Origin of the sequence: Corynebacterium sp. sy017 (assembly GCF_017918135.1) — a bacterium.
Taxonomy (GTDB): domain Bacteria; phylum Actinomycetota; class Actinomycetes; order Mycobacteriales; family Mycobacteriaceae; genus Corynebacterium.
In genome coordinates this window covers 183,231-195,924 of sequence record NZ_RZUE01000004.1, presented here as the reverse complement: position 1 = coordinate 195,924, position 12,694 = coordinate 183,231, and the positions used below count along the sequence as shown (strand labels likewise).

The 12,694-nt window shown below is 48.8% G+C and carries 11 protein-coding genes; 4 read left to right on the top strand and 7 right to left on the bottom strand.

Translation table 11 applies throughout. The annotated features are described in order from the left end of the window. Positions 1-16: 16 nt before the first annotated feature. The 6 genes from EML15_RS09480 to EML15_RS09455 all read right to left on the bottom strand — a co-directional run bounded on the left by EML15_RS09480 (position 17) and on the right by EML15_RS09455 (position 6,903). Positions 17-928 carry a thioredoxin domain-containing protein gene (locus tag EML15_RS09480; RefSeq protein WP_144275202.1) on the bottom strand — a complete coding sequence of 304 codons (912 nt, stop codon included), beginning with the start codon at positions 926-928 and terminating at the stop codon, positions 17-19. 84 nt (positions 929-1,012) lie between these two features. Further along, entirely contained in the window at positions 1,013-1,873 is an 861-nt protein-coding gene (rfbA, locus tag EML15_RS09475) for a glucose-1-phosphate thymidylyltransferase RfbA (protein ID WP_144275204.1), read from the bottom strand. Continuing rightward, a complete protein-coding gene (gene rfbD / locus EML15_RS09470) occupies positions 1,874-3,319 on the bottom strand; it encodes a dTDP-4-dehydrorhamnose reductase (protein ID WP_246858267.1) in 1,446 nt (481 codons plus the stop codon). Positions 3,320-3,361: 42 nt separating this feature from the next. Continuing rightward, entirely contained in the window at positions 3,362-4,372 is a 1,011-nt protein-coding gene (gene rfbB, locus EML15_RS09465) for a dTDP-glucose 4,6-dehydratase (RefSeq protein WP_144275206.1), read from the bottom strand. A gap of 2 nt (positions 4,373-4,374) precedes the next feature. After that, positions 4,375-5,760, bottom strand: a complete 1,386-nt coding sequence (locus EML15_RS09460; protein WP_144275208.1) for a M1 family metallopeptidase — start codon at positions 5,758-5,760, stop codon at positions 4,375-4,377. A gap of 69 nt (positions 5,761-5,829) precedes the next feature. After that, positions 5,830-6,903 (bottom strand): alpha/beta hydrolase family protein, encoded by a 1,074-nt coding sequence (locus EML15_RS09455; protein ID WP_144275210.1) that lies wholly within the window; start codon positions 6,901-6,903, stop codon positions 5,830-5,832. A gap of 350 nt (positions 6,904-7,253) precedes the next feature. On the opposite strand from EML15_RS09455, the gene lpdA reads away from it, so the two are divergent. Next, positions 7,254-8,663 (top strand): dihydrolipoyl dehydrogenase, encoded by a 1,410-nt coding sequence (gene lpdA, locus EML15_RS09450; protein WP_144275212.1) that lies wholly within the window; start codon positions 7,254-7,256, stop codon positions 8,661-8,663. 24 nt (positions 8,664-8,687) lie between these two features. Here lpdA and EML15_RS09445 read toward each other — a convergent pair whose 3' ends face one another. Further along, on the bottom strand, positions 8,688-8,861 hold the full coding sequence (locus EML15_RS09445) for a hypothetical protein (protein WP_185967236.1): 174 nt from the start codon (positions 8,859-8,861) through the stop codon (positions 8,688-8,690). Between the two features lie 255 nt (positions 8,862-9,116). Here EML15_RS09445 and EML15_RS09440 point away from each other — a divergent pair, with 255 nt between their 5' ends. Genes EML15_RS09440 through EML15_RS09430 form a run of 3 tightly spaced genes read left to right on the top strand, consistent with a single transcriptional unit; the run spans position 9,117 to position 12,672 of the window. Beyond that, positions 9,117-9,878, top strand: coding sequence for a succinate dehydrogenase cytochrome b subunit (locus EML15_RS09440; protein WP_144275214.1), 762 nt, complete (start codon positions 9,117-9,119; stop codon positions 9,876-9,878). Positions 9,879-9,907: 29 nt separating this feature from the next. Beyond that, the gene (locus EML15_RS09435) at positions 9,908-11,923 is read left to right on the top strand and encodes a fumarate reductase/succinate dehydrogenase flavoprotein subunit (protein WP_144275216.1); all 2,016 of its coding nucleotides are present in this window, start codon (positions 9,908-9,910) and stop codon (positions 11,921-11,923) included. Then, positions 11,923-12,672, top strand: coding sequence for a succinate dehydrogenase/fumarate reductase iron-sulfur subunit (locus EML15_RS09430; protein ID WP_144275218.1), 750 nt, complete (start codon positions 11,923-11,925; stop codon positions 12,670-12,672). The genes EML15_RS09435 and EML15_RS09430 overlap by 1 nt, the downstream gene beginning before the upstream one ends. Positions 12,673-12,694: the final 22 nt, after the last annotated feature.

Below are 12,694 nucleotides of genomic sequence, written 5' to 3'. Positions count from 1 at the left end.
AACTCTTCACCTATTCTTACTTGTTTTTCTTTTTCTCGGTGCTTTTGTCGGTGCTCTTCTCAGCGCTCTTGCCTGTGGTTTGCTTATCTGCAGCCTGCTCAAGTTGCTGCTCAATAATCTCCATGAATGTTTCTGCTTTTTGCGCACCGACGAGGAATTGTTCGCCAATCAAGAAGGAAGGAGTGCCGCTGACTCCGATGGCAGTAGCGTAATTCTTTGCTTCTTCGACCACTTCGTCGAAAGTGCTGTCAGTGGCTTGGGTGCGGAACTTATCCATGTCGGCTACCTTGGCGGTTTGTGCAAAACGCTCGAAGTCGGCTTGGGTGAAATTAGGGTGCCCATTGATATTCTTTGATGCAGTATAGTACGCCTTGGCGAACTCATTGAACTTGCCTTGAGCAGCTGCGGCACGCCCTGCTTTAGCAGCAGCAATGGCATTAGGACCATTGACCGGAGTGTCATTCCACTCAATGCGTACTAGCCCAGCATCGACATATGTGTCAATGATTTCTGGCAGCACTTGGTTGGCAAAGGTAGAGCAGAATGGGCACTCAAAGTCAGAGAACTCAGAAATAACTACGGGAGCATCCACAGGACCGATTGCGAAAGGATCCTCTGGGTTGCGTCGGTGGACAGCTGTAACATTTTCTGGGCTTGGTTCCCCACCAGGACCATAGATGAATGGGTCTAGGTCTTTCGGGTTGGTGCTTTGCTTTTGAGTACCGGCTTTAGGTTTCTTCCCAGCGGTTTTGCTGGTGGATTTCTTGTCGGTTTGAGCCAAGTTCTGAGCAGCTTGTGTGTCAGCTGTGGTGACACTCGCACGCCCTCCCAAGAAACCTGCAGTGCCAGCCAAGACAATCAGCGAGATAATCAGTGCCCATAGTGCTGGGGTAAGGTGCGGTTTCTGTTGTGCTTTTTCCTGAGCCATAAAGTGCTTTTTCCTTAAAAATATCCCTGAGTATATTTCTCAGCTATTTCTTATTTTTTCCTACGCAATAGATACTAACGGAAATCATGACAGCGCCGCGAGTAGGTACTGCCCATAACCAGACTTCAACAAAGGTTGCGCTAGGCGATTGACTTGCTCGGCATCAATAAAACCCGCCTCATAAGCAGCAACTTCAGGTGATCCGATAACAATTCCAGTACGTTTTTGGATGACCTCCACGTAGCTCGATGCTTCACTCATAGAATCGAAAGTTCCCGTGTCTAGCCACACATCACCACGGTGCAATCGCTTTACCTCTAGCTGCTTACGCTGCAAATACACGTCATTAACATGAGTGATCTCTAATTCACCACGCGGCGACGGGCGAATATCACGTGCAATATCAACCACAGTATTGTCATAAAAATATAGCCCTACCACTGCATAGTGCGACTTTGGCATTGAGGGCTTTTCTTCAATAGATAATGCTCTACCGCGATCGTCAAACTCCACCACACCATAACGCTGCGGATCTGCAACCTCATAGGCAAAGACAATGCCGCCTTCTGGCTCATGGCATCCTGCGAGAGTGGCAGAAAATTGCGAGCCGTAGAAGATATTATCGCCCAGCACCAACGCCACGCTCTCGTCGCCAATGAAATGCTCACCAATCAAGAATGCCTGCGCCAAACCGTCAGGCTGAGGCTGAATAGCATAGCTGAGCGACAATCCCCATGCGGAGCCGTCGCTAAGCAAACGAATAAAATGCTGTTGATCCTGTGGGGTAGTGATAATGAGAATATCGCGGATACCAGCCTGAATAAGCGTGGTGAGCGGATAGTAGATCATGGGCTTGTCATAAATCGGCATGAGTTGTTTTGAGATGCCTTGAGTAATTGGGTGCAGCCGGGTACCAGATCCACCAGCAAGAATAATGCCTTTCACTTAGTGTTCCTCCTTAGCCACACGAGCTAATGCTTGTGCTTGTTGCATATACTGCTCAAGATAGTCCTCTAATCCCTCTTGCCAAGAGCGAGGCGTAAAACCCGTGCCGCGAATCTTACGCAGATCCAAGGCGGAATGGCTCGGTCGCGGTGCATAACCAGGCTTATCGACGCAATACCGAGCAGTGCTAATTGGCTGCACAGTTCCATCGCAGCCCCCAGTTTTCCGACTCACCGCAGCAAAGGTACGCTGCGCTAACTCATACCATGTGGTGATCTCGCCAGAGTTGCTCAGGTTATACACTCCATAAGGTGCCTTTGAGCGCAATAGGTGTGCAATGCCTGCAGCTAAATCGTGGGTAAAAGTCGGACGGCCATACTGATCATCGACCACGTGTACTGTTTTTCCAGCCAGCGCCAACTCTGCCATCGTGCTCACAAAGTTTTTCGCATTACCCACCACCCAACTCGTGCGCACAATATAATGCTTCGGGCATAAACTCGCAGCTAAATCGCCTGCCGCCTTGGACTGGCCATATACATTGAGCGGGCTGGGCAGTTCTTCCTCATCATGGCTTTCGACGCTACCGTCAAAGACATAATCGCTAGAGATATGCACCAAGGTAATGCGATAGTGCCGCGCGATTTCGCTGAGTGTCGCAACGGCATGGGCATTGCTCTGCCACGCCTGTGCCACTTCCTGCTGTGCCGCATCGACATTGGTATAAGCAGCTGCATTGATAATGGTGTGGTACTGACTCCAAGGCCAATCCACCTCTGCTGCATGGCTGATGTCCAATTCTTCTCGGCTGAGATATTCCGCCTGCGGCAGTACGTCCTTGAGCGCGCTACCAAGTTGTCCACCTGCCCCTAATACCAGGATCTTTTGTTCTGGCACTGGTTGGGCGTCGGCAAGCAAAGGATGATGACGATCTTTTTCGGAAAGTTCTGCCTGCTCAAGAGGGATGGGAAAGTCGATGCCCAAAGCGGGGTCAGCGATATTGACAAAGGCATAAGAGGCCTCGGGGGACCAATGCTCATTAACCAAGTATGTGTACGTAGTAGGTTCTAGAGCCTGGAATCCATTGGCGACCCCACGCGGTACAAAAACGCTCTTATCTGGGGTGATGATGGTGCTATAGACCTGTTTATACGTAGGCGAGTGGGGGCGTAAATCGCACCACACACCAAAGACTTTCCCCGAAGCAACGGAAATGTACTTATCCCACGGCTCGGCGTGCAACCCACGGGTTACTCCCGCCTGGGCGTTATAGGAGATGTTATTTTGTACCGGAGAAAAATCGGGTAATCCCAGTTTGAGCTGCTTTTCGCGTTGCCAATTTTCCTTAAACCAGCCTCGGTGATCTCCATGCACACTGAGCTGGAAAATCATTAAGCCGTCGATCTCGGACACATAGTGCGCGCCCAAAGGTGCAGAAAACACCATAGGTGTATCTCCTGAGATGGTCATTTCTTGCTCCTAGTGCTTCTAGTGTCCTTGCGTGCTATAACGCTGCTCTACTTTTTCCTTATGCGCTCGCCACCACGACTCGTGCTCCCGGTACCATGCGATAGTATCTGCCAAGCCCAGGCGCATTCCATGTTCTACATCGGTAAAGCGTGGCTGCCACCCTAATTCCTGGCGTATTTTCGTCGAATCCATTGCATAACGTTGGTCGTGGCCTGGGCGATCAGCAACATGTTCAACATAATCTGGGTCTTTGCCCATCAACTCGCAAATCAGTGCAATGACCTGCTTATTATTGATGTGATCATTATCAGCACCAATCACATAACTCTGCCCAAGCTGTCCGCGTTGGATAATGAGATTAACCGCGTCATTATGATCATCCACATGAATCCAGTCGCGCACTTGCTCACCCGTGCCATAGAGCTTGGGTCTGAAACCGGCGAGGATATTAGTGATCTGGCGAGGAATAAACTTCTCAATATGCTGGTAGGGGCCATAATTATTGGAGCACAGCGAAATTGTGGCAGCAACTCCAAAAGAACGCACCCATGCTCGCACCAAATGGTCACTACCGGCTTTAGTTGCTGAGTAAGGCGAAGAAGGTCGGTATGGGGTGCGCTCATGAAACCTAGCCGGATCGTCGAGAGCTAAATCACCAAATACTTCATCAGTGGAAATATGATGAAAGCGCTTATCATACTTACGCACTGCCTCAAGCAGCGTATATGTGCCCATGATATTGCTGTGCACAAAAGGCAGAGGATTGGCCAACGAGTTGTCATTATGTGATTCTGCCGCAAAATGCACCACCACATCTACGCGCGAAACTAAGCGATCTATCAGATCCACATCACAAATATCGCCCTCGACGAACTCAATACCTAGATCCGCCAGATTCTCCGGATTAGCTGCATACGTGAGCTTATCGACGACCACCACATCATGATCCGGGTGCTGGGCAAGGGTGCGTCGCACATAATTTGAGCCAATAAACCCAGCGCCACCAGTGACAAGTATTCTCAGCGACATGATTATCGTCCATCCGCAGTAGGGAAAGCTGGCAACGGTTTTTCCTTGACCCACTTATGCCATAAAGTTTCTAGCTCCTCTACCGAAGCACCCGACTCTTGACAGGCTTTGCGTGACTCAAGCAGAAGATCCATAGGCTCTACCACACCATGCTGACCAGCGTGAACATAGCGCTTAATCATGGCGAAAAAGGCATCGTCGCCAAGCAGAATGCGCAAGGCATGAATAGTGATAGCGCCACGTTTATAAATACGATCATCGAACATATCGCGCGCGCCTGGACTAGCTAACAAAATATCCTGTGGTTTTTTAACCAATTGCTCATAATGCTCGAGGGCGGATAGGGCAGCAGGTTTTCCTGCGGAGTGCTCGAACCACAGCCATTCGCAATAGCAGGCAAAACCCTCGTTGAGCCAAATATCTTCCCATTGAGCAAGCCCGAGCGAGTTGCCAAACCACTGGTGCGATAGTTCATGCGCGATAAGACGTTCCCACTGCTTATCCCCTTTTGCGTGGTTGGCGCCAAAGATGGAGATACCTTGAGCTTCAAGTGGGATCTCTAGGTCGTCTTCGGTGATGACTACGCTATAACTATCAAAGGGATAAGAGTCAAAAAGCTCGGTATAGAGTTCGCACATGGCGATTTGGTCGGCAAAGTCCGCAGCAAAACCCTTGTGTAGGCGTGCGGGAACATAAGCAATGACAGGGACACCATGTTTGGTGGCGCCGAGCGCATACTTTTTGTAGTCGCCAATTTGGATAGTCGCGAGATAGGTGGCCATTGGTTGTGGGCAAGAATAATGCCACGTGGAACGAGAACCTTTGACTGTTTTGCGCACAAGTTGCCCATTAGCAACCACGGTATATGGACTGTCAGCAGTGACTGTGATGTCATAGGTGGCTTTTTCGTCAGGCGTATCGTCGCAAGGGAACCAACTGTGTGCGCCACAAGGCTGACTGGTGACCAAGGAACCATTGGTGAGTTCTTCCCACCCAATCAAACCCCAGGGACTGCGCACTGGTCGAGGGTTGCCTTGGTATTTTATTTTGAGCTTAAACTCCTGGTCTACTGGTATTTCTTCAGTAAATCGAATATGCAATTTAGCTTGAGTATGCCGGAACCTGGCTACTGTGATGTTGGTGCCGCCAGTGCCCTGAGCACTGACTTCGGTAACTTTTAACCCATGAGATAGGTCAAGACTCAGTGACGCTAAGGGTAAGTAATTATCCAGTGACAATACTGCCTGCGCCTTGAGGAAATTAGGCGCCACACGATAATCCAACTCAAGCTGATAGTGCCGAATATGATAACCCAAATTAAAATCAATGCCGGTGTAGGCATCCTTAATTCCTGGGATAGGGGTTTTGCGTAGCCGTAGACTTTTCATCAGTTTTCTAATACTACCAGCTTATTTTTGCTTTTCGACGCCAGGGGCAAGCAACAGCGAGTACAAAAACTAATTCTCCAGGGCTTGCTTGAGCACTGGCCAAGAATCGCGCAGGTCAGCACTCCAATAATTCCAAGAGTGAATACCCGTAGGGCGGAAATTGGCAGTGACCGGGATGGCTAATTCATCAAGTTTTGCTTTGAGAATGTGCGTGCATACATTGCTTGCTGCTTCAATGCCACCACCAGCAATCCATAGGGGAGTGCGTTCTAGAGCACCTTCGAGGAAATTCTCTTGTGGACCAGGTAACTCTGCCTGCCCGATGATACCGGATGCACTAGAAACATATAGTGCTGTTCCTCGTAATTTTTCCGCATTAATCAGTGCATCATTGTGTTTCCATGTCTCACTATTTGCCGCACCCCACATTTGTTCAGGAGTGGCATGTGCTTGGTCGAGGGTGATCCCAATGAGTTGATGTGCTGCTGGACTAGCGCTTGCTGCACAACCAGAAAAGGCGGCACTAGCGGCATAGAAACCTGGATTATGCTCTGCCAATAGCAAGGAAGACAAAGCAGACATCGACATACCAACGACGGCGCGTTTGTTATTTGCTAATAATTCTTTTTCAATGGCACCTGGTAGTTCCTTGGTGAGAAAAGTCTCCCAACGCTGCTTGCCCCCTAGCTGAGGCACTTCTTGTAGCCAGTCGGTGTAGTAGGAGTATTTTCCTGCCATGGGGATAACTACATTAACGTTTTTGTCCCGATAGAAGTCTATGACATCTGTCTGCGCAATCCAGTTGGCATTGCCTTCGCCGCCATCAGCACCATTGAGCAGATAAATAGTGGGGCGATGAGGTTGAGCTGCCTTAATAACTACGAGTGGTATCTGGCGGCCATTCATTGCCGGCGATGATGCCACCATTTCTACTACCCGATCACCATCTAGCTTATTGCGCCATTGTGGAGTCGGATCAGAGACTGTGACCTGCGTAATTGTTGCCAATGCGTTGGTTGGCGTTGATTCTTGCTCTTGGGTGTGTGCTGCACAGAATGTTGAGGGAATCAATGCTACAAGTGCAGCGCTGAGCGCATACGAGGTGTTTCTGAAAAATCGGGTGAGTATCATTGTGATTTTCATCTTTCCTGAAACGCAAGGAATCTCTACTGGTTGCTATAGACGCTATAGACATAGTCGGCTGACAGTGCCCATGCGTTACGCCACTGCTGTGAGTGGATGGGTAGCATACGTGTGTAAGTGACGTTAAAAATCTAGCATGATTATTTTCTCTTGACTATAAGCAAATCTGCTGCACATGCAATACGTATGTTGCGTGTGTGTCTCATGTTTCTTTATGTTCTGCAGATATTCTAGATATTCTGTGAGCTTTGCCCCCGAAAGGGCTTAGTAGAGTCACTATGAGACGAGAAAAATACCCTTATGGACTCCCGGGCGAGACAATATCATTGCTTTTCCGTATCCTAGTAAGGGTGACTGAACATTATGATGTAGTAGTGCTGGGTGCAGGCCCTGGTGGTTATGTTTCGGCTATTCGTGCGGCTCAGCTTGGAAAGAAAGTAGCTGTCGTCGAGAAGCAGTATTGGGGTGGCGTATGCCTTAACGTCGGGTGTATTCCTTCTAAGGCGTTATTAAAGAATGCGGAAGTAGCTCATATTTTTAATCATGAGGCAAAAACTTTCGGTATTTCTGGCGACGTAACCTTTGATTTTGGTGTGGCACATGCACGTTCCCGCAAGGTTTCTGAGGGAATCGTTAAAGGTGTCCATTATTTGATGAAGAAGAATGGTATTACCGAGATTGATGGCTTCGGTGTGTTCCAGGATGCGCATACTCTCGAAATTTCTGAGGGTAAAGATGCTGGTAAAACCATTACTTTCGATAATTGTATTATCGCTACTGGTTCGGTAGTTCGTTCTTTGCCAGGTATTAAAATTGGTGGCAATATCCTATCTTTCGAGGAGCAGATTCTTAAGTCGGAAGCTCCAGAGTCTATGGTTATCGTCGGTGCGGGTGCCATTGGTATGGAATTTGCCTATGTTCTTGCCAACTATGGCGTTAAGGTAACCATCGTAGAGTTCATGGATCGTGTGTTGCCTAATGAGGATAAAGACGTATCCAAGGAAATTGCAAAGCAATACAAGAAACTGGGCGTTACGCTACTTACCGGACATAAAACCACAGCTATTCGTGATAATGGCTCCTCTGTCGAGGTGGATGTGGAGTCCAAGGACGGTTCTAAATCCGATACGCTCAAAGCGGATCGCGTTATGGTTTCTATTGGTTTTGCGCCACGCGTTGAGGGCTATGGTCTAGAAAACACTGGTGTAGAACTGACTGAACGTGGCGCTATTGCTATCGACGATCGTATGCGCACTAATGTGCCACATATTTATGCAATTGGTGACGTCACCGCTAAATTGCAGTTGGCGCACGTTGCTGAGGCTCAGGGAGTTGTGGCAGCAGAAACTATCGCTGGTGCTGAGACTCAAGAGCTGGGCGATTATATGATGATGCCGCGTGCAACATTCTGTAATCCACAGGTCGCCTCCTTTGGGTATACCGAGGATGCAGCGAAAGAGAAATTCGCTGATCGTGAAATCAAAGTGGCAACATTCCCATTTTCAGCTAATGGTAAAGCGCAAGGTCTTGCTGAGTCGGCTGGTTTCGTGAAAATCATTGCTGATGCCGAGTTTGGTGAATTACTTGGTGCTCATATGGTCGGTGCTAATGTTTCTGAACTTTTGCCGGAACTTACTCTTGCGCAGCGCTTTGACCTTACTGCTGAGGAAATTGGGCGCAATGTTCATACGCACCCAACTCTTTCTGAGGCAATGAAAGAAGCTGCAGAGGGAATCATGGGGCACATGATTAACCTCTAGTAGGGGCTTGGAACCACGAGGTTCCTACTGCTTATGTCCTGTCCACCCTTGAGGTAATACATCAAGGGTGGACAGGTCTTTTTTGCTTAATTTAGGTGAGCGCACGACGGTGATGGTGGCGGCAATAGTATTGCCAGTATCGACGTGAGTTGTGAGAGATGCAAAGCTGAGTCGTATAGATATTTTGATTGATTCCAAAAGGGTGTAATCTATGTGACTTCTTCATTGGGTATGGATTCGTGTGAGTGCCACGCGTGTCACCTTACGCTTTGTGAAAATGAGCAGTTAAACGGGGGTATGCCCCTTTTTGTATAACCTTTCTTAAAGTTAAGGCTTGCCTAATATCGTGCCTATGACAAGGATTTTTAGCGCCCAATGTGATTTATGCAACAACCTGTTGGGTGGTTTATCGGAGGTCTTAGCTTATAAAGTTAATCCGACACTGGAGGTGCCATGACTGTAAACAATATCGACCGTGATGCTATCGCCCACGGAAAAATAACTGAGAAACCACTTCGTGACCGAGTGGGAATTCCTACTTGGGTTCTGAAGCTAACTATGGCCATCACTGGCCTCATTTTTGCTGGGTTCGTTGTCTTCCACATGGTAGGAAACCTAAAAGTATTCCTCCCGCAATATGAAGACGGCAGCCGACCTATTGATGAATATGGACACTGGTTGCAAGAAGACATACTGTACCCATTATTGCCACACGGCGTCATGCTATGGGCTACCCGTATCGTCTTGTTAGCTGCAATCATCTTCCACATCTATGGCGCAGCAGAACTAACAAAGCGCTCTCGCCAATCTCGTGGAAAGTTCCGCCGTACTAACCTTGTTGGTGGTTTTAACTCTTTCACCACGTCGACAATGTTGCTTACCGGTATCATCCTGCTTGCTTTCATTATCTTCCACATCCTTGACCTCACCGTTGGTGTTGCGCCAGCAGCATCAAGCAGCTTTGAGCATGGTGAAGTTTATGCCAATATGATTGCAAGTTTTAGCCGTTGGCCAGTAACCATTTTCTACATCATTGCTATGGTTGTGCTGTTCCTACACCTCAGCCACGGAATCTTCCTTGCGGTATCTGACCTAGGTATCACTGGTAAACGCACTCGTGCCTTCCTGCTTGCACTGTCCTATCTCGTGCCAGCAATTGTCATGATTGGCAATATCGCGATTCCGTTATCCATCGCTTTAGGTTTGGTTCAATAAGGGTCAAGAGGACGAAAAGGTAAAAATAAATGAGCACTCACTCTCCAATTAGCACTCGCCCTGAGTTCAACCAGCCAGCTTCCATTGTGCCGGGAGTGGTTCCAGGCAGCATTTTGGATTCAGCTGAACCAAAGGGCGTACCTGCAAAAGATATGTGGCAGTATCACAAAGATCATATGGATCTTGTGTCACCACTTAACCGTCGTAAGTTCCGAATTCTCGTAGTAGGAACTGGCTTGTCTGGTGGAGCAGCTGCTGCTGCACTTGGTGAGCTTGGTTATGATGTTAAAGTTTTCACCTACCATGACGCACCACGTCGTGCGCACTCCATTGCTGCTCAGGGTGGTGTGAACTCGGCTCGCGGTAAGAAAGTCGATAACGACAGCGCTTATCGCCATGCAAAAGATACTGTTAAAGGCGGCGACTATCGTTGCCGTGAATCAGATTGTTGGCGCCTTGCTTATGAATCTGCTCGTGTAGTCGATCACATGAATGCAATTGGTGCACCTTTTGCTCGCGAGTATGGCGGAACCCTTGCTACTCGTTCTTTCGGTGGTGTGCAGGTTTCCCGTACCTACTACACTCGTGGTCAAACAGGTCAGCAGCTACAGCTTTCCACTACTTCCGCGTTGCTGCGCCAGATTCATCTTGGCTCTGTTGAGATCTTCACCCACAATGAGATGGTTGATCTCATCACTACCGAAAAAGATGGTCAGAAACGCTGCGAAGGTCTGATTATGCGCAATCTCATCACTGGTGAGCTTAGCGCCCACACAGGACACGCAGTCATTCTTGCGACCGGTGGTTACGGAAACGTCTACCATATGTCGACTTTGGCAAAGAACTCCAATGCTTCTGCAATTATGCGTGCGTATGAGCAAGGTGCTTATTTTGCCTCCCCATCTTTCATTCAGTTCCACCCAACTGGTTTGCCAGTGAACTCTGAATGGCAGTCAAAGACCATTTTGATGTCTGAGTCTTTGCGTAACGACGGTCGTGTGTGGTCGCCAATCAAACCAAATGACGACCGCGACCCAAACACTATCCCCGAAGAAGAGCGTGATTACTTCCTCGAGCGCCGTTACCCAGCATTCGGTAACCTTGTGCCTCGCGACGTTGCCTCACGTGCAATCTCACAGCAAATTAACCAAGGTCTTGGTGTAGGTCCACTACACAATGCCGCGTACCTCGACTTCCGTGACGCAATTGAGCGTCTTGGTGCTGGAACAATTCGTGAGCGCTACTCCAACCTCTTCCAAATGTATGAAGAGGCAATCGGTGAAAATCCATTCACCACACCAATGCGTATTGCACCAACCTGCCACTTCACTATGGGCGGTCTATGGACAGACTTTAACGAAATGACCTCCATCAATGGTCTTTTCGCAACAGGTGAAGCATCGTGGACTTACCACGGCGCAAACCGTCTAGGTGCAAACTCCTTGCTGTCTGCTTCTGTAGATGGTTGGTTCACCTTGCCATTTACCGTTCCTCATTACTTGGCTAAGCACCTTGGTGAGGCAGTATTGCCACTCGACGCTCCTGAGGTAGAAGTAGCCTTGCAGCGTGCTCAGGCTCGTATCGACAAGCTCATGAATATCCGTGGGGATAATCCACATGGTCCAGAGTATTATCACCGCCAGCTTGGTGAAATCCTCTACTTCTCCTGTGGTGTGGCACGTAATATCGAAGACCTTAAGTCTGGTATCGAAAAGATCCGCGCATTGCGTAAAGACTTCTGGGAGAATATGCGCATTACTGGTACTCCAGATGAGATGAACCAGGTATTAGAATATGCAAATCGTGTTGCTGACTACATTGATCTCGGCGAGCTCATGTGCGTTGATGCACTTGACCGCGATGAATCTTGTGGTGCACACTTCCGAGACGATCACCTCTCCCCAGAAGGCGAGGCTGAGCGTGACGACGAAAACTGGTGCTTCGTTTCTGCATGGGAGCCAGGTAAAGCGGAGGGCGAATTCATCCGTCACGCTGAACCACTCACCTTCGAATCGATCCCGCTGATGACAAGGAATTACAAGTAATGAAACTACATCTTGAAATCTGGCGTCAGGCCGGTCCGAACCACGAAGGTCATTTCGAGTCCATTACCGTCGAAGACGCTGTGGCACAAATGTCCATCTTGGAGCTGCTTGACCACGTAAACTCTGGACTAATCGAAGAAGGCAAAGAGCCTTTTGCTTTCGCCTCTGACTGCCGTGAAGGTATCTGTGGTACGTGTGGTTTGATGGTTAATGGTCGCCCACATGGTTTAGAACAAAACCAACCAGCGTGTCAGCAGCGTTTGCTCAATGTTGCTGATGGCTCTACCCTCAAGATCGAACCATTCCGATCTGCTGCTTTCCCAATCATCAAAGATATGGTTGTGGATCGCTCAGCATTAGACCGAGTAATGCAACAGGGTGGTTATGTTTCTATGGATGCAGGTACTGCACCAGACGCAGATACCTTGCACGTGACTCACCAAACTGCTGAGTTTGCCCTCGACCACGCAGCTTGCATTGGTTGTGGTGCTTGTGTTGCAGCGTGTCCAAATGGTGCAGCGCACCTTTACACTGGTGCAAAACTTGTTCATCTCTCACTCCTACCACTGGGTAAGAACGAGCGTGGACGTCGTGCGCGCAAGATGATTGATGAACTGGAAACGAACTTCGGTCATTGTTCTCTTTATGGCGAGTGCGCTGATGTGTGTCCTGCGGGTATTCCGCTCACTGCTGTGGCGGCAATCAATAAAGAACGTGCTCGCGCATTCTTCACAGGTAAAGATAACTAAGCTACACTGGAGCTTGATGGTA

Coding starts and splice junctions, on each gene's coding strand:
- EML15_RS09440 (WP_144275214.1), top strand. CDS start 9,117: ATGACTGTAAACAATATCGACCGTGATGCTATCGCCCACGGAAAAATA.
- EML15_RS09430 (WP_144275218.1), top strand. CDS start 11,923: ATGAAACTACATCTTGAAATCTGGCGTCAGGCCGGTCCGAACCACGAA.
- EML15_RS09460 (WP_144275208.1), bottom strand. CDS start 5,760: ATGAAAAGTCTACGGCTACGCAAAACCCCTATCCCAGGAATTAAGGAT.
- rfbD (WP_246858267.1), bottom strand. CDS start 3,319: ATGGTGTTTTCTGCACCTTTGGGCGCGCACTATGTGTCCGAGATCGAC.
- EML15_RS09480 (WP_144275202.1), bottom strand. CDS start 928: ATGGCTCAGGAAAAAGCACAACAGAAACCGCACCTTACCCCAGCACTA.
- EML15_RS09455 (WP_144275210.1), bottom strand. CDS start 6,903: ATGAAAATCACAATGATACTCACCCGATTTTTCAGAAACACCTCGTAT.
- EML15_RS09435 (WP_144275216.1), top strand. CDS start 9,908: ATGAGCACTCACTCTCCAATTAGCACTCGCCCTGAGTTCAACCAGCCA.
- rfbB (WP_144275206.1), bottom strand. CDS start 4,372: ATGTCGCTGAGAATACTTGTCACTGGTGGCGCTGGGTTTATTGGCTCA.